This is a genomic window from Streptomyces sp. NPDC048185 (assembly GCF_043202495.1).
Taxonomy (GTDB): domain Bacteria; phylum Actinomycetota; class Actinomycetes; order Streptomycetales; family Streptomycetaceae; genus Streptomyces.
In genome coordinates this window covers 146,507-170,497 of record NZ_JBIDAN010000008.1, presented here as the reverse complement: position 1 = coordinate 170,497, position 23,991 = coordinate 146,507, and the positions used below count along the sequence as shown (strand labels likewise).

The 23,991-nt window shown below is 75.1% G+C and carries 21 protein-coding genes; 10 read left to right on the top strand and 11 right to left on the bottom strand.

Translation table 11 applies throughout. The annotated features are described in order from the left end of the window. Positions 1-14: 14 nt before the first annotated feature. The 6 genes from ACGF3H_RS23955 (at position 15) to ACGF3H_RS23930 (ending at position 10,100) form a co-directional block, all read left to right on the top strand. Positions 15-1,184: an AAA family ATPase gene (locus ACGF3H_RS23955; RefSeq protein WP_362487516.1), complete on the top strand. Its 1,170-nt coding sequence runs from the start codon at positions 15-17 to the stop codon at positions 1,182-1,184. 5 nt (positions 1,185-1,189) lie between these two features. Further along, entirely contained in the window at positions 1,190-4,768 is a 3,579-nt protein-coding gene (locus ACGF3H_RS23950; RefSeq protein ID WP_362487518.1) for a DUF5682 family protein, read from the top strand. Beyond that, positions 4,765-6,978, top strand: coding sequence for a hypothetical protein (locus tag ACGF3H_RS23945; RefSeq protein ID WP_362487520.1), 2,214 nt, complete (start codon positions 4,765-4,767; stop codon positions 6,976-6,978). The genes ACGF3H_RS23950 and ACGF3H_RS23945 overlap by 4 nt, the downstream gene beginning before the upstream one ends. Before the next feature lie 177 nt (positions 6,979-7,155). Then, on the top strand, positions 7,156-8,298 hold the full coding sequence (locus ACGF3H_RS23940; RefSeq protein WP_362487522.1) for a cellulose binding domain-containing protein: 1,143 nt from the start codon (positions 7,156-7,158) through the stop codon (positions 8,296-8,298). 183 nt (positions 8,299-8,481) lie between these two features. After that, on the top strand, positions 8,482-9,576 hold the full coding sequence (locus tag ACGF3H_RS23935; RefSeq protein WP_362487525.1) for a lytic polysaccharide monooxygenase: 1,095 nt from the start codon (positions 8,482-8,484) through the stop codon (positions 9,574-9,576). 134 nt (positions 9,577-9,710) lie between these two features. Next, a complete protein-coding gene (locus ACGF3H_RS23930; RefSeq protein ID WP_362487527.1) occupies positions 9,711-10,100 on the top strand; it encodes a luciferase family protein in 390 nt (129 codons plus the stop codon). 49 nt (positions 10,101-10,149) lie between these two features. On the opposite strand, the gene ACGF3H_RS23925 is transcribed toward ACGF3H_RS23930, so the two are convergent. After that, a complete protein-coding gene (locus ACGF3H_RS23925) occupies positions 10,150-11,745 on the bottom strand; it encodes an MFS transporter (protein WP_362487530.1) in 1,596 nt (531 codons plus the stop codon). Between the two features lie 124 nt (positions 11,746-11,869). After that, positions 11,870-12,343 (bottom strand): MarR family transcriptional regulator, encoded by a 474-nt coding sequence (locus ACGF3H_RS23920; RefSeq protein ID WP_362487532.1) that lies wholly within the window; start codon positions 12,341-12,343, stop codon positions 11,870-11,872. 104 nt (positions 12,344-12,447) lie between these two features. On the opposite strand from ACGF3H_RS23920, the gene ACGF3H_RS23915 reads away from it, so the two are divergent. Further along, positions 12,448-12,816: a DUF779 domain-containing protein gene (locus ACGF3H_RS23915; protein ID WP_362487534.1), complete on the top strand. Its 369-nt coding sequence runs from the start codon at positions 12,448-12,450 to the stop codon at positions 12,814-12,816. A gap of 95 nt (positions 12,817-12,911) precedes the next feature. On the opposite strand, the gene ACGF3H_RS23910 is transcribed toward ACGF3H_RS23915, so the two are convergent. The 9 genes from ACGF3H_RS23910 to ACGF3H_RS23870 form a co-directional block, all read right to left on the bottom strand. Beyond that, the gene (locus ACGF3H_RS23910) at positions 12,912-13,205 is read right to left on the bottom strand and encodes a DUF1330 domain-containing protein (RefSeq protein ID WP_362487536.1); all 294 of its coding nucleotides are present in this window, start codon (positions 13,203-13,205) and stop codon (positions 12,912-12,914) included. A 34-nt stretch (positions 13,206-13,239) separates the two neighbouring features. Continuing rightward, positions 13,240-14,673: an MFS transporter gene (locus tag ACGF3H_RS23905; protein WP_362487537.1), complete on the bottom strand. Its 1,434-nt coding sequence runs from the start codon at positions 14,671-14,673 to the stop codon at positions 13,240-13,242. Further along, positions 14,670-15,032, bottom strand: coding sequence for a MarR family transcriptional regulator (locus ACGF3H_RS23900; protein WP_362487878.1), 363 nt, complete (start codon positions 15,030-15,032; stop codon positions 14,670-14,672). The genes ACGF3H_RS23905 and ACGF3H_RS23900 overlap by 4 nt, the downstream gene beginning before the upstream one ends. Before the next feature lie 242 nt (positions 15,033-15,274). After that, on the bottom strand, positions 15,275-15,469 hold the full coding sequence (locus ACGF3H_RS23895) for a hypothetical protein (protein ID WP_362487539.1): 195 nt from the start codon (positions 15,467-15,469) through the stop codon (positions 15,275-15,277). A 115-nt stretch (positions 15,470-15,584) separates the two neighbouring features. Continuing rightward, complete coding sequence (locus ACGF3H_RS23890; protein WP_362487541.1) at positions 15,585-16,448, bottom strand: phosphatidylinositol-specific phospholipase C/glycerophosphodiester phosphodiesterase family protein; 864 nt, start codon at positions 16,446-16,448, stop codon at positions 15,585-15,587. A gap of 182 nt (positions 16,449-16,630) precedes the next feature. Beyond that, positions 16,631-17,713, bottom strand: a complete 1,083-nt coding sequence (locus ACGF3H_RS23885; RefSeq protein WP_362487544.1) for an acyl-CoA dehydrogenase family protein — start codon at positions 17,711-17,713, stop codon at positions 16,631-16,633. Continuing rightward, entirely contained in the window at positions 17,710-18,891 is a 1,182-nt protein-coding gene (locus tag ACGF3H_RS23880) for an acyl-CoA dehydrogenase family protein (protein WP_362487546.1), read from the bottom strand. Before ACGF3H_RS23880 ends, ACGF3H_RS23885 begins: the two co-directional genes overlap by 4 nt. Further along, positions 18,888-19,859, bottom strand: a complete 972-nt coding sequence (locus ACGF3H_RS23875; RefSeq protein ID WP_362487548.1) for an NADPH:quinone oxidoreductase family protein — start codon at positions 19,857-19,859, stop codon at positions 18,888-18,890. Before ACGF3H_RS23875 ends, ACGF3H_RS23880 begins: the two co-directional genes overlap by 4 nt. A 90-nt stretch (positions 19,860-19,949) precedes the next feature. Then, positions 19,950-20,522 carry an XRE family transcriptional regulator gene (locus ACGF3H_RS23870; protein WP_362487550.1) on the bottom strand — a complete coding sequence of 191 codons (573 nt, stop codon included), beginning with the start codon at positions 20,520-20,522 and terminating at the stop codon, positions 19,950-19,952. An 82-nt stretch (positions 20,523-20,604) separates the two neighbouring features. Between ACGF3H_RS23870 and ACGF3H_RS23865 the strand changes: the two genes are divergently transcribed. The 3 genes from ACGF3H_RS23865 (at position 20,605) to ACGF3H_RS23855 (ending at position 23,935) form a co-directional block, all read left to right on the top strand. Further along, positions 20,605-21,555: an NAD(P)/FAD-dependent oxidoreductase gene (locus tag ACGF3H_RS23865; protein WP_362487552.1), complete on the top strand. Its 951-nt coding sequence runs from the start codon at positions 20,605-20,607 to the stop codon at positions 21,553-21,555. A 386-nt stretch (positions 21,556-21,941) separates the two neighbouring features. Continuing rightward, positions 21,942-23,480 (top strand): ATP-dependent DNA ligase, encoded by a 1,539-nt coding sequence (locus ACGF3H_RS23860; protein ID WP_362487554.1) that lies wholly within the window; start codon positions 21,942-21,944, stop codon positions 23,478-23,480. Next, positions 23,477-23,935 carry an NUDIX domain-containing protein gene (locus ACGF3H_RS23855; RefSeq protein WP_362487556.1) on the top strand — a complete coding sequence of 153 codons (459 nt, stop codon included), beginning with the start codon at positions 23,477-23,479 and terminating at the stop codon, positions 23,933-23,935. The genes ACGF3H_RS23860 and ACGF3H_RS23855 overlap by 4 nt, the downstream gene beginning before the upstream one ends. The last annotated feature ends 56 nt before the right edge of the window (positions 23,936-23,991 follow it).

Sequence of the window (23,991 nt, the reverse complement as noted above, 5' to 3'; positions counted from 1 at the left end):
CGGAAGACCCGTCGATGACCACCACCCTGTCCCCCGACACCACCCGTCAGATCGTGCCGCCCGAGGACCGGTACGCCACCGAACTGGCCTTCCTCGCCGCGTACGACGCGGGACCGCGCCCGCCCGCCTGGCGGCTCACGCCCCGGGCCGTCGTCACCTTCGTCATGGGCAGCGACGGCCGGGCCCTGCGTCTGCCCGACGACGCCGAGGTGCCCGAGGGCGTGCCGCGCCGGCTGGAGGTGGAGGGCAAGTTCGTCGGCGACCGGGCGCTGGTCGAGCGGTGTGTCGTCACCCTCGCCGGGGAGCGCGGCCTGCTGCTCGTGGGCGAGCCGGGCACCGCCAAGTCCAAGCTGTCCGAGCTGCTGTCCGCCGCCGTGTGCGGAACCAGCGGCCTGGTCGTGCAGGGCACGGCCGGCACGACCGAGGACCAGCTGAAGTACGGCTGGAACTACTCGCTGCTGCTGGCCCAGGGACCCAGCCGGCAGGCGCTCGTGCCCTCGCCCGTGCTGACCGCGATGGGCCGCGGCGGGATCGCCCGGGTGGAGGAGGTCACCCGCTGTCTGCCGGAGGTGCAGGACTCCCTGGTCTCCCTGCTCTCCGAGCGGCGCATCGCCGTACCCGAGCTGGCGGGCACCGGCGACGCCCTGGCGCACGCGGCACCGGGGTTCAACCTCATCGCCACCGCCAACCTGCGCGACAAGGGCGTCTCCGAGATGTCCGCCGCGCTCAAGCGCCGCTTCAACTTCGAGACGGTCGGCCCCATCCCCGACCTCGACGCGGAGACGGCCCTGGTCCGCAGCCAGGCGCGGGCCTCCGTGGAGCGGGCCGGGGCGCCCTTCCGGGTCGACGACGCCGTACTGGAGGCGCTGGTCACCGCGTTCCGTGACCTGCGCGAGGGGCGGTCGGCGGAGGGCTGGGAGGTCGAGCGGCCGTCCACCGTGATGAGCACCGCGGAGGCGGTGTCGGTCGCGGGTGCGCTCGGACTGGCCGCGGCCTACTTCCCCGGCGACCGCGACGTGCTGGGGCTGCTGCCCGGGCATCTCCTCGGTGTCGTGCGCAAGGACGACCCGGCCGACGCGGCCCGGCTGCGGGGCTACTGGGACGGTCCGGTGCGGCGCCGCGCGGAGCAGGGCTCGGCCACCTGGCGCACCCTGTGGGACCTGCGCACGGTCCTGGAGGCCTGACAGCCATGTCCCTCCTCCCGCTCTCCTCCCCGGCGCCGCTGCTGTCCCCCGGCGAGGCGGCCGACGCCCTGACGGACCCCGCGGCGCCCTATCTGATCGGTGTACGGCACCACGCGCCGTCCCTGGCCGCGGCCGTGCCCGCGCTGTTGGACGGTGCGGCTCCGGAGGTCGTGCTGGTCGAGCTCCCCGCCGAGATGCAGGAGTGGCTGCCCTGGCTCGGCCACGAGGAGACGCGGGCGCCGGTCGCGCTGGCCGCGGCGCCGGCCGAGGGGGGCAGGGGGCCGGCCGAGGGGGGCGGAGGGCCGGCGTTCTATCCCTTCGCCGACTTCTCCCCCGAACTCGCCGCCGTGCGCTGGGCGGTCCGGCACGGAGTCCCGGTCGTCGCCTGCGACCTGCCGCTGGCCGACCGGGCGTGGAGCGACGGCCGGAGCCCCTCGCCGGACTCCGGCCGACACGGTCTCACCCATGCGCTGCGGGCCCGGCTGACCGGCCGTCCCGGCGAGGACCTCTGGGACCGTCTGGTCGAGGCGACGGCTCCTGGCTCGGCGCCCGAGGCGCTGCGCCGGGCCGCGCTGCTGACCGGGTGGGCGCTGCGCGAGGAGGCCGCCGCCGCGGGCGGGGTGCCCGAGCTGGATCTGCGCCGTGAACAGTGGATGCGGGACCGGCTGACCGCCGCCACCGCGCACGGGGAGCGGGCCGCCGTGGTCGTCGGTGCCTTCCACGCCCCGGCGCTGGCGTTGCCCGCCGGGGAGGGAAACGACGGGGCCGCCGTGGACGCCGTGGACGCCGGAGGCGGGACCGGGACCGGGCGGCCGGTGTGGACGACCTCGCTCATCCCCTACACCTACGCGCTCCTCGACGAGCGGTCGGGCTATCCCGCCGGCATCCGGGATCCGGAGTGGCAGCACCTGGTCCTGGGCGCGGCCGGCGATCCGGGCGCGCTGGAGGACGCACTGACCGCCACCGCCGTGCGGGTGTGTGCGCGGCTGCGCGCCCTGGGGCATCCGTCGGGGCCCGCCGACGCGCGGGAGATCACCCGGTTCGCCTCGGACCTCGCACGACTGCGCGGCTTGCCGGCGGCGGGCCGCGGGGAGCTGGTCGAGGCGGTGCAGACGGTGCTCGCCCAGGGTGAGCCGTACGGCAGGGGGCGGGCCGTCGCGCGGGCGATGGAACAGGTGCTCGTCGGGACGCGCGCCGGCCGTCCCGCCCCGGGCGCCCCGCGCAGCGGCCTCGTCCCGGCGGTGGAGGCGGAGCTGTCGGCACTCGGACTGCCGGGTCCCGCCGACGGACCCGGCGGGTCGAAGCCCCGGGATCTGCGCCTCGACCCTCAGCGTTCCGGCCTCGACCGCCGGCGCGACCTGCTGCTGCGCCGGCTCACCGTGTGCGCGGTGCCGTACGCGGAGCCGCGGGAGGTCGTCGGCGCGGGGGGTGCCGAAGCACTGACCACCCGGTGGGAGGTGCGCTGGACACCGGCGACCGAGGCCATGCTGTCCGCGGCCGGGGTGCGCGGTGTCACGCCCGCCCAGGCCGCCGAAGGGGTGCTGCGGGAGCGCCGGCGTGCGGAGCGGGACGAGGGCGGGCCCACGCCCGCACAGACGCTGGAAGGGCTGCGGCAGGCGGCGGAGTGCGGTCTGCCGGAGCTGACGGACGCGCGACTGGCGGAGGCCGCCGAGGTGCTGCCCGGCGCCGCGGCACTGTCCGAGCTGCTGACCGGTCTGGGCCTGCTGGACCGGTTGCGCGCGGGGCACTTCGCCGGGCTCGGCCCCGACGAGGACCGCACCGCCCGGGCCGCCGCGGTGGCCGAGCTGCTCACCGCCGCGGCGGTGCGTCAGGTGGACGGCCTGGGCGGCGCGGAGGACCCGGCGGACGCGCACGCCCTGCTGGAGCTCGCCCACCGGGCGGACCTCCTCGGCGGCGTCCGGCTGACCGACGCCCTGGCCCGGCTGGCCGAGGACGGCTCGCCCCTGATGCGTGGCGCCGCCGGAGCCGTCCGGGTGCTCCTCGGGCACGAGGACGCCCGGGAGCTCGGCGAGCGCGTCGCCGCGTGGGTCGACACGGCGAACGACCCCGCGTCCCGGGCCGCGCTCACCGCACGGCTGACCGGGCTGCTGACGGCCGCCGGCCCGTTGCTGGAATCGGCCGCCCCGGCGTTGGAACCGCTTCTGAACCGGGTCTCCGAACTGCCCGACCGGGAATTCCTCGACCGTCTGCCCGCTCTGCGCGGCGGCTTCGACGCCCTCAGCCCGGCCGCCCGGGACCGGCTGCTGTCCATCGTCGAGGAGCGGCTGACGGTTCGTCACCTGGCCGACACGGGCACCGTGGACCCCGTCGCCCTCGCCCGGTGGACCGGCGCGGACCTCGCGGCCCGCGCCACCCTCGACGCCCTCGGCCTGCTGCCCCCGCCACCGGCCCGCGAGGCCGGCACACCCGGGCCGACCGCGGCGGACGGGGACGCGCCGCCCGCCGCCGGGGAACGCCGGCCGGCCCCCGCCGACCGCTGGCGGCTCGTGCTGGGCCGCCGGACCGACCGGCTGCCGCCGTCGGCGGCCGCCCTGGCGACGGCGTTGGACGAGTTGTACGGCAGCGGCCGGGGCGAGGGCAGCCGGGGCGACCTGACCGGCCCCGGTCACGGCGGCGGCCGGGAGGCCCCGTACCCCGGGGTGCGGGAGTGGTCGGAGGACCTGGCGGCGCTGTTCGGCCCGGGCATCCGCGAGGAGGTCCTGGCGGCCGCGGCCGCCTCCGGCCGGCCGGACGTGCTGGCCGAGCTCCATCCGGACAGCGCCCGGCCCTCCGTCGACCTGCTGCGGACCGTGCTCCGGCACGCGGGCGGCCTGCCCGAGTCCCGCCTGGCCGCGCTCCGGCCACTCGTCCGGAGCCTGGTCGACGCGCTGACCCGGCAGCTGGCCACCCGGCTGCGTCCCGCGCTGCACGGTACGGTCCTGCCCCGCCCGAGCCGCCGGCCGGGCGGTGGCCTGGACCTGGCCCGTACGCTGCGGGCCAACCTGGCCTCGGCGCGCCGCGGCCCGGACGGCACCGTCCGGGTCGTCCCCGAGCACCCGGTCTTCCGCAGCCGCGCCCGGCGCGCCGCCGACTGGCGGCTGATCCTGGTGACCGACGTGTCGGGGTCCATGGAGGCGTCCACGGTCTGGTCCGCCCTCACCGCCTCGGTGCTGGCGGGGGTGCCCGCCCTGTCCACGCACTTCCTGGCGTTCTCCACGAAGGTCATCGACCTCACGGACCACGTCGACGACCCGCTGTCCCTGCTGCTCGAGGTCAGCGTGGGCGGCGGCACCCACATCGCGGCGGGCCTGCGGCACGCCCGCGAGCTCGTCACGGTGCCGTCCCGCACCCTCGTCGTGGTCGTCAGCGACTTCGAGGAGGGCTATCCGGTGGGCGGCCTGCTCGCCGAGGTCCGGGCCCTGGTCGGGGCCGGCTGCCATGTCCTGGGGTGCGCGAGCCTCGACGACGCGGGTCGGCCCCGGTACTCCACCGGCGTCGCGGGCCAACTCGTCGCGGCGGGCATGCCGGTCGCCGCCCTCAGTCCGCTCGAACTGGCCCGCTGGGTAGGGGAGAAGATCGCATGAACCCGCAACTGCCGCCGGTCGACCCGGCGGTGACCGCCGAACTCGTCGCGGCGCTGACGCCCCGGCTCCGCAAGCGGCTGGACGCGGGCGTCACCAAGGTGGCGGGGCGGCCGGCGGTCCGCGAGGGCGACGTGGTGCGCGTCGCCGTGGACGACGACACCGACCTCGAACTGCACGCTCCCGGTGGCGTGGTGACCAGCGCGGGGGCGATCCGCTGCGGGTGCCTGCTCGCGCCCGACTGCCTGCACCGCGCGGCCGCGGCCTCGGCCGCACCGATCGCCGACCCGCCCCAGCCACTGCCCGCCGACACACCGTCACCCCCGCCCACGGGCCCGCCACAGCCGGCGCCCACCGGCCAGGCAGACCCGCGGACCGCGGGCCCGGCAGACCCGTCGGCCATGGACCCGGCAGACGCGCCAACCACGGGCCTGCACCCGAACCAGGACCCGGCACACCGACCGGCCAACGGCCCGGCGGACCCGTCGGCCGCGGGCCCTGCCCGGCCACCGGCCGACGACCCGACCGACCCAACGGCCACGGGTCCGAACCCCGGCCCGGCACACCCGCCGGCCGCGGGCCGGACCCGGCCACCGGCCGCCGATCCGGCGCACCCACCGACCACGGGCCCCACCCTGCCACCGGCCGCCGGCCGGACCGGTCCACCGGCCACCGGCCTGCACCCGAACCCCGACCCGGCGCAGCCGGCGACCGTCGGCCCGGCACAACAGCCGGCCACGGGCCCGGACCGGTCCGCGGTGACGGACCCGTCTCAGCGGCAGGGCCACGACCCCGCGCATCCCGCGCCGACAGCACTCACCCCGGCTCCCGACGCGGCCACCGCCGAGCAGCGTGCCGCCGCGGCGGACCTGTGGGACGCCGTCGGCGCGGTGCTGGAGGCCGGTACGGACGGCGCCGGTGCCGTGGTCCAGGCCGAGTTGCTGCGCGCGGCGCACACCGCGCGGCTCGCGGGGCTGCCCCGGGCGGCGGGCCGCGCGGTCTCCGTCGTCACGGCGTTGCGGGCCGCCCGGAGTGCCGACGCCGCCTACCGCCTCGCCGACCTCGCCGCCGCGCTGCGCGACGTCCTGCGGCTCGCCCACCGTCTCCCCCACGCCGGCGGGCGGGAACTCTCCGAGCTGCGCGGCAGCGTCCGGCAGCCGTACACCCCGAAGGGTTCGCTGCGCCTGTACGGGCTGTTCTCCGAGCCCGTGCTCACGGCGACCGGTTACGCCGGCGCCGTCACCTGGACGGCCGACGCCACGGGGCGGCTCCACACCGTCTCCGACGTCGCGCCGGGCGGTGCCGGCCGGGCCACGGGCGCCGCCGACCGCGGTGTACGCATCGGCGACACCACCCTGACCCACCGCGAACTCTCGCGCGCCGGACTCGTCGTGTCCGGTGCGACGGTCTCCCCGACGGGCCGCCTGGGCGCGGGGGCGGGCGTCCGGGCGGTCCGCGCGTCCGGGGCCGCGTGGCACGCCGAGCCGCTCGACCGCCTGTGGGCCGTTCCGGTGGCCGAGCAGGTCTCCCGCGCGCTCACGACCGACCAGGACCTGCTGTTCCTCGACGTCACGCTCAGCGGCACGGTGCGTGAGGCGGCAGGCGAGTGCCTGATCGCCGACTGTGCCGGGCTGACGCTGCGTCTCGCCGCCGCCCACGACGATCCCGCGCTGCCCCACCGCGAGAATCTCCGCCTCCTGGCGTCCGCCCGGGGGTGCCGCCTGCGGGTCGTCGCCCGTCTCACCCCGGCGCCGTTCCCCCGGGCGCTGCTCCTGGCCGTCAGTCATCCCACCGACCCCGGTACCCGGGTCGACCTGGGCCTGGACCGGCTCCGCCGCGCGGACCTGCCCGCGCCGGTGACACCGGCCGCGGTGTCCGCGCCCGACGCCGACGAGGCCCCGGTGCACCTGCTGCGCCGCCGGGTCCACCAGGCGGTCTCCGGTGGGCGCCGCGTGCTGGCGTTCCCCGGCGGCGGGGACGCCGACGGCGCACGACTGCGACGCAACGGGCTGGCCACCGCGGGCGAACTCCTCGACGCGTTGCACGCCGCGGCGGCGGACCGCTCACGGGACGCGTTCGGCCGGCTCCTCCCGGCGGACACCGGCCGCTTCGCCCGCGCCTGGCTCGCCGCCGCCGTCTGCACGGAGGAGCTCGACCGCGCCCTGTGTGCCGCCGCGTGGGGGGTGCAGCCGGGCCGACGGGACGCCTCCTGACCTGGTGCTTCGAGATTCGTTCGACGACACCGGTGCGCACAGTCTTGTCAGGAACATGCGCGACTCCTACAGTCCTCAGCACACCGGTAAGTGGGAGCGCTCCCATCCGTGGGGAGGTGGGAGCGCTCCCGCACCGGCCCTCTTCCCCCCGCACCCCTCCCGGAGAGGCCCCCACACATGCGACCGTCACGGCATCGAGTCCGCCCCTTACCGGGCCTGCCAGGCGCACTGCTCGCGGCTTTCGCCGTCGTGGCGTCACTCGTGACCGCCGCGGCGCCCGCCCAGGCGGACACCGCGATCTGCGAGGCGTTCGGCACGACGACGATCCAGGGCCGCTACATCGTCCAGAACAACCGCTGGGGCACCAGCGCGACGCAGTGCGTCACCGTCACCGGCTCGGGCTTCCGGGTCGACCGGGCCGACGGTTCCGTGCCCACCAACGGTGCCCCGAAGTCGTACCCGTCCGTCTTCGACGGCTGCCACTACACCGCCTGCGCGCCGGGCACCCGCCTTCCGGCCAGGCTGAGCGACATCGCCGAGGCGCCCACCAGCGTGTCCTTCGGCTATGTCGACAACGCGGTCTACGACGCCGCCTACGACATCTGGCTCGACCCGACGCCCCGGACCGACGGGGTGAACCGGACCGAGATCATGGTCTGGTTCCACCACACGGGCCCGGTCCAGCCGGTGGGCTCCCGAGTGGGTACGGCCACCGTGGCGAGCCGCTCCTGGGAGGTGTGGTCGGGCAACAACGGCTCCAACGACGTGCTGTCCTTCGTCGCCCCGTCGGCGATCGGCAGCTGGAGCTTCGACGTCATGGACTTCGCCCGGCAGGCGGTCTCGCGCGGACTCGCCGCGGACGACTGGTACCTGACGAGCGTCCAGGCGGGCTTCGAGCCCTGGCAGGGCGGCGCCGGCCTGGCGGTGACCTCCTTCTCGGCGACGGTCGACACAGAGGGCGACCCCGGCGGTCCCGGCGACCCGGGTGATCCCGGCGGCCCGGCGGCGTGCGCGGTCGCGTACACCACGAACGTCTGGCCGGGCGGCTTCACCGCCGACGTCACCGTCACCAACACCGCCGCCTCCCCCGTCGACGGCTGGCGGCTCGCCTTCGCGCTGCCCTCCGGGCAACGCGTCACCAACTCCTGGAACGCCTCCGTGACCCCGTCCTCGGGCTCGGTCACGGCGACCGGCCTGGACCACAACGCCCGGATCGCCCCCGGCGGCAGCCTGACGTTCGGCTTCCAGGGGACCTACGGCGGTTCGTTCTCGGCGCCGGACGCCTTCAGCCTGAACGGCACCGCCTGCGCGACCGCGTGACGCCGCACACCGCGGCCCACCGGCCGTGCGGCCCCGTCCTTCCGCTCCCGGCACCCCCCACTCCCCCGCCCGGCCGGTCGACTTCCTCCCCCGGCCGGGCGGGGGCTCCACGCACGGCACACACCTCCTGGTTGTCATGCACTTATCACTAACGGCGTCAACTGAACGAAACAGGAGACCCCCATGGTTCGACGCAACAGATGTCTGTCCCTCGCGGCGGTACTGGCCACCCTGCTCGGTGCGCTCGGTGTGACCGTCCTCTTCGGGCAGGGCCGGGCCGAGGCGCACGGCGTGGCGATGATGCCCGGGTCGCGCACCTACCTGTGCCAACTGGACGCCGTCACCGGCACCGGCGCCCTGGACCCGACCAACCCGGCGTGCCAGGACGCCCTCGACCGGAGCGGGGCGACGGCGCTGTACAACTGGTTCGCCGTGCTCGACTCCAACGCGGGCGGGCGCGGCGCCGGTTACGTGCCGGACGGCACGCTGTGCAGTGCCGGCGACCGTTCCCCGTACGACTTCTCCGCCTACAACGCGGCCCGCGCGGACTGGCCCCGCACGCATCTGACGTCGGGCGCGACGATGAAGGTGCAGTACAGCAACTGGGCGGCCCATCCGGGCGACTTCCGGGTCTACCTGACCGAGCCGGGGTGGTCGCCCACGTCCGCGCTGGGCTGGGACGACCTCCAGCTGATCCAGACGGTGACCAATCCGCCCCAGCAGGGCTCGCCCGGCACCTCGGGGGGCCACTACTCCTGGGACCTGGCACTGCCCTCGGGCCGCTCGGGCGATGCGCTGATCTTCATCCAGTGGGTGCGTTCGGACAGCCAGGAGAACTTCTTCTCCTGCTCCGACGTCGTCTTCGACGGCGGCAACGGCGAAGTGACCGGTATCCGCGGCTCGGGCGGCACGCCGACCACCCCGCCCCCGACCACGCCGCCCCCGACCACGCCGCCGCCCACGCACTCCGGTGACTGCATGGCCGTCTACACCGTGCAGAACTCCTGGAACGGCGGCTTCCAGGGTTCCGTCGAGGTGATGAACCACGGTACGGAGCCGCTGAACGGCTGGGCCGTGCAGTGGCGGCCCGGGCAGGGGACCACGCTGGGCGGTGTGTGGAACGGCTCGCTGTCGCGCGCCGGCGACGGCTCGGTCACGGTCCGCAACGTGGACCACAACCGCGTGATCCCGCCGGACGGCAGTGTGTCCTTCGGCTTCACCGCCACCTCCACGGGCAACGACTTCCCGGTGGGGACGATCGGCTGCGTGGCGCCGTAGCACGACGCGGGCGGGCGCCGCGCGACCGTGCGCGGCGCCCGCCCCGGGCTTCCGGCGCGCGCGCCGACCTCACGTGCCGGTTACGAATCGCTCAACCCCTGGTTGCGACGCGGTGATCCGGCGACGATGGAGGCATGACTCTGGCCCAGCGCGCCTTTGAGCGGCTGCACGCCTGGCCCGACCTCACCACGGGTCCGGCCAGTTGCGGAACCGGACGGGCGCTGCGCTCCGCCCATGACGAGATCGTCCACTTCCACTCGGACCGGGACGTGGACCTCCACCTGACCCACCGGGCCATCCAGCGTTTCCAGTACGACCTCGGCGGCTCCAGCGCCATACACCTCGTGCCCGGCTCCCGCTGGGTGACCGTGCACCTGGACTGCGACGCCGACGTCGATCTGCTGCTGAGCCTGGTGAGCATCGCCCTGAAGGCACATCAGACCCGGCCCGCCGCGGATCTGCCGGCGGGGTGCAACTTCCACCGCGTCACGGTGCTCCCCCGCTCGGCGGCCGGGGAGTTCTGAGCCGCACCGGCGGCGGTGCCCCGGCCGGGAGGGGCACCGCCGCGCGGGGTCAGTGGTCCGCCGGCCGCTCCGCGGTGCGGCGGATGCCGACGGCGGCGACGGCCGCACCGAGCACGCAGAGGGCGCCGGTCACGATCACGGCCGCGTGGACCCCGTTCATGAAGGCCTGTCCGCTGCCCTCCACCACGGCGGCCCGCAGCCCGGCCGGCATGTCGCCGGAGACGGGTGCCACGCCCATCGCCACCGCGTCCTTGGCCTCGAGCAGCCCGTGGGCCACGGCCGGGGGCACGCCCGCGCCGGTCAGTTCCCCGGTGAGGGTGGAGCCGACCTTGCCGCTGATCAGGGAGACCAGCACGGACGTGCCGAGCGCGCCGCCGATCTGCAGGGTCGTGGCCTGCAGACCACCGGCCACCCCGCCGTCCCGGACGGGTGCGTTGCCGACGATCGCGTCGGAGGAGGCGGACATCACCATGCCGACGCCGAGACCGAGCGCGATGAACGGCGGCCACATCGTGGCGTAGGAGGAGTCGGTCTGCCAGGTGAGCATGCCGAAGCAGGAGGCGGCCTGGAGCAGCATTCCCAGCGGCATGGTCAGCCGGGCCCCGAAGCGCTGGGTGAGGGCCGCGCCCAGGGGCGAGGCGACGAGCGAGGCGAGGCTGAGCGGGAGCGTCCGCACGCCCGCCTCCACCGGCGTGAACCCGCGCACGTTCTGCAGGTACAGCATGACGAAGAAGATCACGCCGAGCATCACGAAGAAGTTCAGCGCGGTGATGACCGCGCCCGTCGTCAGCGCGCGGCTGCGGAACAGGCGCATGGGCAGCAGCGGGTGCTCGACCCGGGTCTCGTACCAGCCGAAGACGATCAGCAGGACGAGGCCGGCGGCGCCGGCGCCGAGCGTGCCGGCGGAGGTCCAGCCCCAGGTCTCGCCCTTGACGACGCCGAAGACCACGGCGAGCAGGCCGAGGGCGAGCAGGACGAGGCCGGGGATGTCGAAGCGCTCCCGGCCGCCGGTGTTGCGGCTCTGCGGGAGGACGAGGAGGCCGAAGACGATGGCGACGACGCCGATGGGGGCGTTGATGTAGAAGACGGACTCCCAGTCGACGTGCTCCACGAGGAGGCCGCCGACGATGGGGCCGAGGGCCGTGGCGACGGCGGAGACCATGGCCCAGATGCCCACGGCCATGCCGAACTTCTTCGGCGGGAACGCGCTGCGGAGCAGGCCGAGGGTGTTGGGCATCAGCAGCCCGCCGAAGACGCCCTGGAGGGCGCGGAAGGCGACGACGCCCTCGATGGATCCGGACAGGCCGATCGCCACCGAGGCGAGGGTGAAGCCGGCGACGCCGGCGAGGTAGTAGGTGCGCCGGCCGAAGCGGTCGCCGAGCTTGCCGCCCAGGATGAGGGTGGCGGCGAGGGCGAGCAGGTAGGCGTTGGTGACCCACTGCAACTGGGCGGTCGACGCGTGCAGGTCGCTGCCGATCTCGGGGTTGGCGATGGCGACGACGGACCCGTCGAGCTGGACCATGAACAGTCCGAACGCGACCGCCAGGAGGGTCAGCCAGGGGTTGGACCGCGGTCGGCGGCCGGCCGCCGGCGGGGCGGTGTCGGCCGCGGGCGCGGTGGGGTGATCCACGGACGTGGACGGCATGGGTGAGCCTTCTCTTCCAGGTTCGGGGTGGCGGGGAGGCGGGGCGGTCCACGGGACGGCGGCGGGCCGGCCGCGGGCACGACGAGGTGCCGGCGGCCGGCGGGAACGTCCGGGCCCCGCCCGGTCAGCGGGCGGTGGGGTGGAGGTGCCGGGTCAGTGCCTCGAGGGCACCCAGGGCGGAGCCGAGCGCTCCCTGCTCGCCCTCGGTGAGGGAGGCCAGGGCCTGGCGGACGAACGCGGTCTCCAGGGCCCGCACCTCGGCCACCCGCTCACGGGCGGTGGCGGTCAGGTGGAGGTGGGCGACCCGCTTGTCGGCGCTGTCCTGTCTGCGCTCGAGGTCGCCCCGCTCGGTGAGCTGGGAGACGAGGGCGCTCACGTTGTTCGGCTTCATCAGCAGTGCCTCGGCGGCCTCACGCACCGTGGCGCCCTCGTGCTCCGCGACGAAACGCAGCAGGGCGAGCCGGCCCTCGGGGGGCTTGGGGTGCGGGTACTCCGCGCCGACCTGCCGGTCCAGCGCCCGGTGCAGCGCGGGAAGGCACGCCGCGAGGCCACTGGCCAGGCGGTCGATGTCCCGGCGCGCGGGGCTGGAGTCGGTCACCCGGCCAGGGTAAGTATGGCTGCATAGGTATGTCAAAAGAGGTTTCCGGGCCACCGGTGGCTTCGCAACGCACGCGCAACCTTGCCCGTGCTGTCATGCACGGCATGCGCGACACCTACGAGGAGATCCCACGCGTCGAGCTCACCGCCTCGGCGGCCGGTCTGCTGCGGCGCCTGCGCGCGGCGCACGGGCCCCTGATGTTCCACCAGTCCGGCGGGTGCTGCGACGGCAGCGCCCCCATGTGCTACCCGGCCGGCGAGTTCCGCACCGGCGCCGCGGACGTCCTGCTCGCGGAGCTGGTCGTGGAGGGCGTCGAGGAGCCGGTGGCGTTCTGGATGTCCCGCAGCCAGTTCGAGGTCTGGAGCCACACGAGGCTGATCGTCGACGTGGTCGAGGGGCGGGGCAGCGGCTTCTCGCTGGAGGCGCCCGAGGGCGTGCGTTTCCTCATCCGTTCCCGCCTCCTCGACGCCTAGGGCCGGTCGTTCGGATCATGCCGGCGTCGCGGGGCGTGGCACGCACATCTGCCGCGTTGTCGTCGGTTGTCGACGCTCCGACGGCTGGACGCCGGTCAGTCGATGCCCTCGACGATGCGGAAGTCGCGCTCGACGCCGTCGGAGAGGGCGGCCAGCGCCTCCTGGTAGGCCGCGCTCTCGTACGCCGCGACGGCCTGCTCGAAGCTGTCGAACTCGACCAGGACGGTGCGCTCGGCGATTCCGGCGTCGTGCGCCTCGACCCGACCGCCACGGACGAGGGTCCGGCCGCCCCCGGCCTTGACGGCGGGGCCGGCGAGCTTGTTGTAGGCGGCCAGCTTCTCGGGGTCCGAGATGGTGCGGTAGACGCTGACCCAGTAGCCCTTGGGCATGGAACCTCCAGTGCGGGGATTGAGTGCATCTGACTTACGGGGTGGTCCCGGACGAGCGCCGGCGGGCGAGAGCGAGGCTCATCAGCGAGGTGACCGCCATGGCGCCGACCCCGACCAGTGCCGCGGTGGTGTAGGCGCCGTCGTCGGGGAAGAGGTGGCCGGGGCCGGTGCCCGCGGTGAGGATCAGGCCGCCGATGGCGCTGCCCAGGGAGTACCCGACGCTGCGGACGACGTAGTTGAAGCTCATGGCGCTCGACGTCTCACTCTTGGGGGTGACGGCCAGGATGACGCCGGGCATCGCGGCCGAGAAGCCGCCGACGCCGAAGCCGAGCACGCCCATCGCGGCGAACAGTTCGGCCAGGTCCGACCGGGCCGCCGCGAACAGGGCGAACCCGCCGCCGACCACGACGGCGCTGCCGGCCAGGAGCAAGGGGTCGGCGATCCGCGTCCGGACCCGCGGCGTGAGCTTGCCGGCGACGAAGCCCAGCACCGAGAACGGGACGAGGACCAGCCCGGCGACGAAGGTCGTCAGCCCGAAGCCGTAGCCGGCGCCGTGCGGCGTCTGCGCGTACCGGGTGACGAGCGTGAGCAGGAGGTACATGCCGATCCCGCCGGTGAACATGGCGAGGTTCGCCCCGGCGACCGCCGGGTGCCGCACCGCCCGCACATCGACCAGGGGCGTCGTGCTGCGCAGTTCGACGACGGCCCAGACGCAGAGCAGCACCACCGCGGCGACGGCGAGGCCCGCCGCCACGGCGAGGTGACGGCTCCACAGATTCCGTTCGCCGGCGAGGAACAGCACCAGGACCAGCGCAGCGGCCAGGACGACCGCGCCTGTCACGTCCACGTGGGCGGAGCGGCCTGCGGGGGCTTCGGGCACGGAGCGCCACGCGGTCAGGAGGGCGGCGGCGGTGACGGCCAGGCCGAGGCCGTAGGCGGCCCGTACCCCGCCGAGCTCGGCGAGCAGCGCGGCCAGCGGGTAGCCGACGCCGGCCCCGATGATGGAGACCACCGAGATCAGGGCGATCACGGCCGCGCCGCGCTCCTCGGGGAGGTGGTCCCGGGCCACGCCCATCATCAGCGCCGTCAGCCCGAGCCCGATGCCCTGGGCCGCCCGGCCGGCCAGCAGCCACGCGAACGGCAGCGGCAGCACGGTGAGCGCGCTGCCGGCGACGACGACCGCCAGCGTGACGAGGATCGTGGCCCGCCGGTGCGGGCCGGCTCCGAGCCGGCCCAGGACCGGCGTGGCGACGGCGCCGCTGAGCAGCGCGACGGTCAGTGTCCACTGCGCGCTGCCGAGCGAGACGTGGAACGAGGTCGCCACGCTGGTGATGAGCGGTGTCCCGAGGCTGGCGACCGCCGCCACGACCAGAGCGATGAACATCAGGGCGGGGACCAGCAGCCGCCCCTCGGAACGCGCCGCCGGGAACGCCGTCCTCCCGACCCCGCCGGCCGGCCGCCCGGTCACCGTATCGGGCCTTCGCGGTCCTGGCTCTCGAGCTCCGCCAGATGCTTCAGCGCCGGAAGGGCCGCCACCAGCGCCTCGACCTCGTCGCCGGTGAGCTCGCCGATCAACCGCTCGAAGGCGTGGACGCCCGCCTGGTGCCGCGTCCGGACGTAGGAGGCGCCGGCCTCGGTCAGGCACACCAGTGTGACCCGCTTGTCCGACGGGTCGCCCCGCCGCTCGACCAGGCCGGACCCCTCCATCACCCGGACCAGGGTGGTCATCGCGGGCTGGGTGACGCCCTCGACCGCGGCCAGATCGGTGATGCGCCGCGGGCCGGTCCGGTCCAGGGTGGCCAGGGTGGCGGCGGACGTCAGGCTCATGTCCCGGGGCAGGCGCCGCGCGGCCCTCGTGGCCAGGCCGTAGAGGGCTGCCCCGATGGCGGCGGACGCGCCGGGAACGGTGTCTTGACGGCTCATGAGCCCGAAGCATAGCAGCTTTATATTTACAGTTTATGTAAATGGGCAGGCCTCCGGCCCCTTGGAGCCGGTGGCCGCTCAGCGCCGTGATCCGTGACGAACGGCGCGGCCGCCGGCCCGCCGGGTGCCGCCCCGGCCCACCGTCGTCACGGTCTGAGGCTGCCGACGATGTCCGCCGTGGCCATGAGACCGCTGTGGATGGTCGGGGCGACGCTCGTGCCGGCCAGGTAGAAGCCGAGCAGCAGGCAGACCAGCGCGTGCGAGATCTTCAACCCCCCGTTGCGCAGGAAGAGCACCGCCAGGATCGTCAGCAGCAACACCACAGAGATGGAAATGGCCATCGTCAACCTCCTCCGCCACGTCCACTTCGCGGCGTTCGGCCGTAAGTGTGGCGTAACGGAGGGTTCCTCCGGGCGGCTGACCTGTCCTCCGAACGTGTGATGTTCCGGCGGAGGTCTACGCGCTGCGGCGGGCGTCCAGGAACGCCTCGAGCCCTGCCAGGTCGTCGGTGTTGAGGTGGTCGACGCCCGCGGCGAGCAGCTCGCCCCACACCGCGTCCCGGGCGGCTCCCGGCAGGTCGGGGGTGGCCCAGAAGCGCACCCGCTGCCCGCGTCCGTGCGCCGCGCCGACGATGTCCCGCAGCTTGCGCCGCTCGGCCTCCGGGAAGGCGCCGATGCCCTGCCAGGTGAAGTTGAGGGTCCAGTTGTCGCTGATCAGCGGCACGAAGGAGGCCGGGGCCGAGGTACCGAGGTCGGTGAGGCGGCCGTCGTAGAAGGCCAGGCGCCTGCTCTGGGCGGCCATGGGGGCGCGGGCGGCGCGGTCGCCGGAGACCACCACGGTGACCGCGCCGGGGCGGACCCGGCCGTGCGCGAAGGTGCTGAACAGGTGCGCGTAGCGGCGCAGATGACGGTCGAGCTCGGCGTACGTGGCCGCGCCCTCGGTCTTGATGTCGACGAGGAGTTGCAGGGAGCGCCGCTCGCCCCGGTACACCCGGCCGTGGTGGGCGCGGACGCGGGCGGCGAGCGGGTCGAGGTACAGGGACTCCAGGGTGCGCGCCGGGTCGAGGTCCTCGGGGTCGTGGGCGACGAGGAGCTGGTCGCCGACCAGGTAGATGTCGGCCTCGACGCTGCCGAAGCGGTGGTCGAGGGCGTCGAGGAGGGGACGGGGGTGCTCGTAGTCGTTGTGGGCGTGCGCACGCCACAACGGGCGGGGCCCGTGCCTGCCTTCGCCCGCCAGCGCGGTGCCGGCGGGCAGGGCGACCGCGCCCGCGAGGGCGGCGCCGAGGGTGGTGAGGGCTCTGCGTCGGGTGGTGCGGGCCATGCTCTGCCTCCCTGGGGGTGCCGTACGGGACGCCTGTGAGTATGGGGTCCCGGGGCACACAAGGAGCAGAGGCGTGCGGTGAGTTGGCCGGACTGCCGTCGGCCGTTCACTTCGCCGGAGAGGTGCGCACAGGGGATGCCCGCCCCCCGAGGGGACGGGCATCGGTCCTGCCGGACGCGACGTCAGGGGGCGCGCAGGTCCGCCGATTCGGCCAGCGCCTCCCGGTGGGCGCCCGCCGTGCCGAGGGCGATCGAGTCGGCCTTGGCCCGCTTCAGATAGAGGTGGACCGGGTGCTCCCAGGTCATCCCGATCCCGGCGTGCAGTTGCAGCGCCTCCTCCGCGACGTGGACGGCGACCTGGGCCGCGTACGCCTGGGCCACGGCGACGGCCACGTCGGCGTCCGTACCGGTCGCCAGCGCGTCGGCCGCGTTGCGGGCGGCGGCGCGCAGACCCGCGACCTCCAGCCACAGCCGGGCGAGCCGGTGCTTGAGCGCCTGGAAGCCGCCGACCTGGCGGTTGAACTGCCTGCGCTCCTTGAGGTAGCGGACCGTCTCGGTCAGCAGCCAGTCGGCGAGGCCCAGTTGCTCGGAGGCCAGCAGTCCGGCCCCGGCCCGCAGGGCGCGCCGCACGGCGGGCTCCGCGTCGCCGAGCCGGCGTCCCGGCGCCCCGTCGAGGGCGACCGTCGCCACCGGCCGGGTCAGGTCCAGTGACGCGCGGGGCGTGACGGTCGCCGCGTCCGCGTCCACCGCGTACAGGGCGCCGTCGTCCGCCGGGACGAGCAGGACGTCGGCCACGGCGGCGTCGGCGATGCCGGTCAGCTCCCCGTGCAGCGCTCCGTCCTCGGCCCGTACGGTCGCGTGGGCGGCGCCCGGCGCGGTGTGCAGGCCGACGGCGAGGGCGCCGATCCTGCGTCCGGAGGCCAGCTCGCCGAGCAGGTCCTCGGCACCGCAGGCCAACAGGGCCTCGGTGGCGACGACGGCACTCGTCAGGTAGGGCACGGGCGCGACGGACCGGCCGAGCTCCTCCAGGGCGACGGCGGCCTCCCGGTGGGTGGCGCCCTGGCCGCCCTGCGCCTCGGGCACCAGGAGCCCGGCCAGGCCCATGCCCTCGGCCAGCGCCTTCCACAGCGCGCGGTCGTGGGGCGCGTCGGACTCGGTGCGCGCGATGACGCCCGCCGGGTCGCAGTGGTCGGTGAGCAGGTCCCGGACGGCGGCGCGCAGCGCCTCTTCCTCCTCCGAGTACAGCAGGTCGGGCTGTGCGCTCATCGGGCCAGGTCCTTCCAGGCGACGTCCTTGTCGGTGCGCGGTTCGGCGGGCAGGCCGAGGACGCGCTCGGCGACGATGTTCAGCAGGACCTCGCTGGTCCCGCCCTCGATGCTGTTGCCCTTGGAGCGCAGGTAGCGGTACCCGGCCTCGCGGCCGGTGAAGTCGACCAGCTCGGGACGGCGCATGGTCCAGTCGTCGTACAGCAGCCCTTCCTCGCCGAGGAGTTCGACCTCGAGGCCGCTGATCTCCTGGTTGAGACGGGCGAAGTTCAGCTTCATGCCGGCGCCCTCGGGGCCGGGCTGGCCGGCCGCCAGCTGCTGGCGCAGCCGTACGCCGGTGAGCCGGGCGACCTCGGACTCGACCCAGAGGCCGAGCAGCCGCTGGTGCAGGTCGTGGGTGCGCAGCTCGGGGCGTGCCCGCCAGGTCTCGGCGACCTTGCCGATCATGCCGCCCTCGCGGGGGATCGGGGTACCGCCGATGGCGACGCGTTCGTTGTTCAGCGTCGTCTGCGCGACCCGCCAGCCGTCGCCGACCTCGCCGAGGCGCATGGAGTCGGGGATGCGGACGCCGGTGAGGAAGACCTCGTTGAACTCGGCCTCGCCGGTGATCTGGCGCAGCGGCCGGACCTCCACGCCGGGGTCGGTCATGTCGCAGAGGAAGTAGGTGATGCCCCGGTGCTTGGGCACGTCCGGGTCGGTCCGGGCGATGAGGATGGCCCAGCGGGCGAGGTGCGCGCTGGAGGTCCACACCTTCTGCCCGTCGACGGTCCACGTGTCGCCCTCTCGGACGGCCCTGGTGCCGAGGGCGGCGAGGTCGGACCCGGCGCCGGGCTCGCTGAAGAGCTGGCACCAGACCTCCTCACCCGTCCACAGCGGGCGCAGCAGGCGGCGCTTCTGCTCCTCGGTGCCGTAGTGGAGGATCGTCGGCGCGGCCATGCCGAGGCCGATGCCGATGCGCCGGGGGTCGTTGTCGGGGGCGCCCGCGGCCGCCAGTTCGGCGTCGACCACGGCCTGGAGGGAGCGGGGGGCGCCGAGTCCGCCGAGGCCCTCGGGGTAGTGCACCCAGGCCAGCCCGGCGTCGAAGCGGGCGCGGAGGAAGTCGAGGCGGCCGGTGCCGGCCGGCGGGTGGGCGGCCAGCAACTCCTGTGCGCGTCGGCGCAGTTCGTCGGCGTCGATCATGCGTCGGCTCCCTTCTCCAGGACGACGGCCACCCGGCCGGTCGTCCTCCCGTCGGCCACCCGCTGCACGGCGTCCGCGGCCGCGCCGAGCGGCACCCGCTCGCTCACCAGCGGCTTGACGGCGCCCCGCGCGGCCAGTTCGGTGAGCTGCTCGTGACAGTGCCGGACCAGCTCGGGGTTCTTCGTGTTGTACAGGCCCCAGTGCAGGCCGAGGACGGAGTAGTTCTTCACCAGGGCGTGGTTCAGCGCGGGGCTGGGGATGGTGCCGCTCGCGAAGCCGACGACGACGATCCGGCCCTCGAAGGCGACGGTCTTGGCGGACTGGGTGTACGCCTCACCGCCGACGGGGTCGTAGATGACGTCGGCGCCCCGGCCGCCGGTGGCCTCCTTGACGGCGGCGACGACGTCCTCGCTCCGCCGGTCGATCACCACGTCACACCCCAGCTCACGGGCGACGGCGGCCTTCTCGGGGCCGCCGACGACGCCGACGACCCGCGCCCCGGCGGCCTTGCCGAGCTGCACGGCCGCGCTGCCGACCCCTCCGGCGGCGGCGTGGACGAGCAGGGTCTCGCCGGCCTCCAGCCGGGCCCGGCGGTGCAGGCCGAACCAGCCCGTCTGGTAGCCGATGTGCAGCGCGGCGGCCTCGGCGTCGTCGAGGGCGTCCGGCGCGGGCAGCAGCGCCCGGGCGTCGGCGACGGTGTACTCGGCGAAGCCGCCGTGGGGCAGCGCCGGGTTGGCGATCACGCGGCGCCCGTCCTCGGTCTCGCCGCAGACCTCCACGCCGGGGGTGAACGGCAGGGGCGGCCTGACCTGGTACTGCCCCCGGCACAGCAGCGCGTCCGGGAAGTTGATGTTGGCGGCCCGGACCCTCAGCAGGACCTGGCCGTCGCCGGGCGTCGGGGGCGGCACCTCGCCGAGGCGCATCACCTCGCTCGGCTCGCCGTTCTCGTGCACCTGCCATGCCTGCATGCGGGGCCTCCACGCGACTGTCGGTCCGGGTCCTCCCGCATACTAAGCGGTCGCTTGCCGATCAGGGAACAGCCGGCGGCAGGTCGTCCGTCACGCCCGGGCCGGCCGTGCGCGCACGTGCATCCGCTCCCCCTGCGGGCCGAACAGGCTGAGGAACTCCACCGGTCCCTCCCCCGTCGAGCCGAACCAGTGCGGCACCCGGGTGTCGAACTCCGCCGCCTCGCCCGCCCCGAGCACGACGTCGTGCTCGCCGAGCACCAGACGCAGCCGGCCGGAGAGGACGTAGAGCCACTCGTAGCCTTCGTGGGTCCGCGGGTCCGGCTCCTCCTTGCGCTGCGGCTCCAGCACCTTGAACGCCTGGAGGCCGCCCGGCTGGCGGGTGAGGGGCCAGTGGGTGCGGCCGTGGCGCACGACGGGCCGGGCGCGCACCCGGGGGTCGCCGACCGGTGGCGCGCCCACCAGCTCGTCCAGCGCCACCTGATGGGCCTGGGCGATCGGCAGCAGCAGCTCCAGGCTCGGCTTGCGCAGCCCCGACTCCAGCCGCGACAGGGTGCTGACCGAGATGCCGGTCGACTCGGACAGGGCGGCGAGGGTGACCTCGCGCTCCTTGCGGATCTGCCTCAGCCGCGGCCCGACTCCCGCGAGTACGTCGTCTGCAGTCATGGGGACCATTCTTGCAGAACCGGCAAACACGTTTGTCGATCCGGGGGTCCTTGCGCGACCTTCTGACCAGGAGGTGGTCACCGTGACCGAGAAGCAGGAACTGTCCGGGAAGTACGACGTGATCGTCGTCGGCGGCGGCGCGGCCGGGCTGTCCGCCGCGCTGGTCCTCGGCCGGGCCCGGCGCAGCGCCCTGGTCGTCGACGCCGGGGAGCCGCGCAACGCGCCCTCGGGCCACATGCAGGGGTACCTGACCCGGGACGGGATGGCGCCCGCCGAGTTCCTGGCGCTCGGCCGGGAGGAGATCGCGCGTTACGGCGTCGAGCTCGTCCGGGACCGCGCCGTGCGGGTGACCCGGGGCGAGGACTTCGCGGTGGAGCTGGCGGGCGGACGGACCGTGCGTGCCCGCCGGCTCATCGTCACCACCGGCCTCAGGGACGAGCTGCCGGACGTGCCGGGGGTCGCCGAGCGCTTCGGGCGGGACGTGCTGCACTGCCCCTTCTGCCACGGCTGGGAGGTCCGCGACGAACGCTTCGGCGTCCTCGCCACCAGCCCGCTCAGCGTCCACCAGGCGCTGATGGTCTCGGGATGGTCGGACGACGTGACGCTGTTCCTGCACACGGTCGCCGAGGAGGAGCTGTCCGACGAGGACCTGCGCCGGCTCTCCGCGGCCGGGGTGAAGGTGGTGCCCGGCGAGGTCGCGGGACTGCGCGTCGAGGACGACCGGCTGACCGGCGTCCGGATGGCCGGGGGAGGCTCCGTCCACGACCGCTCGGTGCTCTTCCTCGCCCCGAGGGCCGTGCCGCAGACCGGTTTGATGGAGCAGCTGGGCGCCGAGCTCCAGGAGACCCCGTTCGGTGCCTACCCCGTGGTCGACCCGACGGGCCGGACCACCGTGCCGGGCGTGTGGACCGCGGGCAACGCGATGGGCTTCGCCGAGCAGGTCGTCCACGCGGCGAGCGGCGGCTACCGCGCCGCCTCCACGATCGTCGGCGAACTGATCATGTCGGACCTGGACGCGCGCATCGACGCGTGAGGCGCGGCGGGGGGCAGGACCGGGCGGCAGAACCGGCCGCCGGGACGGCCCCTGCCCTGCGGCCCGGCCACGGAGCCGGTCCAGGAGCCCGGCCCCCGTGGCACGCACCGGCACGGAACGCTGCGTACGACCGCGACTCCCGGCCCCGGCTCCGCCAGCCCGCGCCGGTGGCCGGCTCCGTCACGCCGGCTGACGGAGCCGGCCACCCCCTGACGGGCTCCGCCCCGAACCGACGACGGCACGGGCCCCGGAGCCCAGCCCTGTGGAATCCGCCCCGCCCTGCGGCCGGGGCCGGACGTCAGGTGCCGGGTGCGCGGCGGGGTCTGCCGGGAGGGGCCGGTGTCCCTGCGGGTGTAGGCGGGGCCCTCCCGGTGCACCATGACTGCATGCTGCTTGCCCGGCTGGCCCAGGTGTCACGGGAGGTCGCGGCCACGTCGGCGCGGTCCCGGAAGACCGCCCTGCTCGCGGAGCTGTTCCGGGAGGCGGAGGCGGCGGACGTACCGATCGTCATCCCCTACCTCGCGGGACGCCTCCCCCAGGGCCGGATCGGCGTCGGCTGGAAGGTGCTGGGCGAGCCGGTCGCGCCGGCCGCCGAACCGGGACTGACCGTGCGCGAGGTGGACGCCCGGCTCACCGAACTCGGCGCGGTCTCCGGGGCCGGTTCACAGGCCGAGCGGTCGCGGCTGGTCGGCGACCTGATGGGCGCGGCCACCGAGGACGAGCAGCGCTTCCTGCTCGGGCTGCTCACCGGTGAGGTGCGGCAGGGCGCCCTCGACGCGGCCGCCGTGGAGGGGCTGGCCCTGGCGACCGGGGCGCCGTCGGCGGACGTCCGGCGTGCGGTGATGCTCGCGGGCTCGCTGCAGGCCGTCGCCGAGGCCCTGCTCGCCGACGGACCCGAGGCCCTGGCCCGGTTCCGCCTCACCGTCGGCCGCCCGGTGCTGCCGATGCTGGCGCACAGCGCGTCCTCGGTCGCCGAGGCGGTCGGCAAGCTGGGTGGCTGCGCGGTCGAGGAGAAGCTGGACGGCATCCGCGTCCAGGTGCACCGCGACGGCGGCACCGTCCGGGTCTACACACGCACCCTGGATGACATCACCGGCCGGCTCCCGGAGATCACCGCGGCCGCCCTCGCGCTGCCCGGGGAGCGGTTCGTCCTGGACGGCGAAGCGATCTCCGTCGACGCGGACGGGCGCCCGCGTTCGTTCCAGGAGACCGCCGGACGCGTCGGCTCCCGCACGGACGTGGCCACGGCCGCGCGCGCCCTCCCGGTCTCCGCGGTGTTCTTCGACGCGCTGTCCGTCGACGGCCGGGACCTGCTCGACCTCCCTCTGACCGAGCGGCACGCGGAGCTGGCCCGGCTGGTGCCGGAGCCGATGCGGGTGCGCCGCACCCTGGTGGCGGGGCCCGACGACACCCCCGCGGCCGAGGAGTTCCTCGCCCGGACACTCGAGCGCGGGCACGAGGGCGTCGTGGTCAAGGGCCTGGACGCCGCCTACAGCGCGGGGCGGCGCGGCGCGTCCTGGCTGAAGGTCAAGCCCGTGCACACCCTCGACCTGGTCGTGCTGGCCGCGGAGTGGGGGCACGGCCGCCGTACCGGCAAGCTGTCCAACCTCCACCTGGGCGCCCGCACCGCGGACGGGTCGTTCGCCATGCTCGGCAAGACCTTCAAGGGCATGACCGACGCGATGCTGACCTGGCAGACCGGGCGCCTCGGGGAGCTGGCCGTCGAGGAGCACGGCTGGGGCGTGACCGTACGCCCCGAACTCGTCGTCGAGATCGCCTACGACGGCCTCCAGCGCTCCACCCGCTACCCGGCCGGCGTCACCCTCCGCTTCGCCCGCGTCGTGCGCTACCGCGAGGACAAGCGCCCCGAGGACGCGGACACCGTCGAGACGCTCCTCGCCGCCCACCCCGGGGTGACCCCGTGAGGCGCAGCGCCGGCCTGCTGCTGCACCGCCCCGGCCACGGGGGCACCGAAGTCCTGCTCGGCCACATGGGCGGCCCCTTCTACGCCCGCCGCGACGCCGGGGCGTGGACGATACCCAAGGGCGAGTACGACCCGGCGGAGCCCGCCTGGGAGGCGGCCCGGCGCGAGTTCGAGGAGGAGCTCGGACTGCCGCCGCCCGACGGCGAGGCCGTGCCGCTGGGCGAGGTCCGCCAGTCGGGCGGGAAGGTCGTCACGGCATGGGCCGTGGAGGCCGACCTCGACCCGGCGACGATCGCCCCCGGCACCTTCCGGATGGAGTGGCCGCCGAGGTCGGGCCGGACCGAGGAGTTCCCCGAGCTGGACCGGGTGGCCTGGTTCACGGTGGACCGGGCGCGCGAGGTGATCGTGAAGGCCCAGGCCGCGTTTCTCGACCGCCTGGCTGAGCACTCGCACTGACGAGACCCTCCGCGTTGCGGCACCCCCCGCCGCGCGCCAAGGTCGAAGCACGAGTC

What these genes read in the sequence shown, in the direction of transcription:
- ACGF3H_RS23955 (WP_362487516.1), top strand. Translation starts at nt 15, where the DNA reads ATGACCACCACCCTGTCCCCCGACACCACCCGTCAGATCGTGCCGCCC.
- ACGF3H_RS23950 (WP_362487518.1), top strand. Translation starts at nt 1,190, where the DNA reads ATGTCCCTCCTCCCGCTCTCCTCCCCGGCGCCGCTGCTGTCCCCCGGC.
- ACGF3H_RS23945 (WP_362487520.1), top strand. Translation starts at nt 4,765, where the DNA reads ATGAACCCGCAACTGCCGCCGGTCGACCCGGCGGTGACCGCCGAACTC.
- ACGF3H_RS23940 (WP_362487522.1), top strand. Translation starts at nt 7,156, where the DNA reads ATGCGACCGTCACGGCATCGAGTCCGCCCCTTACCGGGCCTGCCAGGC.
- ACGF3H_RS23935 (WP_362487525.1), top strand. Translation starts at nt 8,482, where the DNA reads ATGGTTCGACGCAACAGATGTCTGTCCCTCGCGGCGGTACTGGCCACC.
- ACGF3H_RS23930 (WP_362487527.1), top strand. Translation starts at nt 9,711, where the DNA reads ATGACTCTGGCCCAGCGCGCCTTTGAGCGGCTGCACGCCTGGCCCGAC.
- ACGF3H_RS23925 (WP_362487530.1), bottom strand. Translation starts at nt 11,745, where the DNA reads ATGCCGTCCACGTCCGTGGATCACCCCACCGCGCCCGCGGCCGACACC.
- ACGF3H_RS23915 (WP_362487534.1), top strand. Translation starts at nt 12,448, where the DNA reads ATGCGCGACACCTACGAGGAGATCCCACGCGTCGAGCTCACCGCCTCG.
- ACGF3H_RS23910 (WP_362487536.1), bottom strand. Translation starts at nt 13,205, where the DNA reads ATGCCCAAGGGCTACTGGGTCAGCGTCTACCGCACCATCTCGGACCCC.
- ACGF3H_RS23900 (WP_362487878.1), bottom strand. Translation starts at nt 15,032, where the DNA reads ATGAGCCTGACGTCCGCCGCCACCCTGGCCACCCTGGACCGGACCGGC.
- ACGF3H_RS23895 (WP_362487539.1), bottom strand. Translation starts at nt 15,469, where the DNA reads ATGGCCATTTCCATCTCTGTGGTGTTGCTGCTGACGATCCTGGCGGTG.
- ACGF3H_RS23890 (WP_362487541.1), bottom strand. Translation starts at nt 16,448, where the DNA reads ATGGCCCGCACCACCCGACGCAGAGCCCTCACCACCCTCGGCGCCGCC.
- ACGF3H_RS23885 (WP_362487544.1), bottom strand. Translation starts at nt 17,713, where the DNA reads ATGAGCGCACAGCCCGACCTGCTGTACTCGGAGGAGGAAGAGGCGCTG.
- ACGF3H_RS23880 (WP_362487546.1), bottom strand. Translation starts at nt 18,891, where the DNA reads ATGATCGACGCCGACGAACTGCGCCGACGCGCACAGGAGTTGCTGGCC.
- ACGF3H_RS23875 (WP_362487548.1), bottom strand. Translation starts at nt 19,859, where the DNA reads ATGCAGGCATGGCAGGTGCACGAGAACGGCGAGCCGAGCGAGGTGATG.
- ACGF3H_RS23870 (WP_362487550.1), bottom strand. Translation starts at nt 20,522, where the DNA reads ATGACTGCAGACGACGTACTCGCGGGAGTCGGGCCGCGGCTGAGGCAG.
- ACGF3H_RS23860 (WP_362487554.1), top strand. Translation starts at nt 21,942, where the DNA reads ATGCTGCTTGCCCGGCTGGCCCAGGTGTCACGGGAGGTCGCGGCCACG.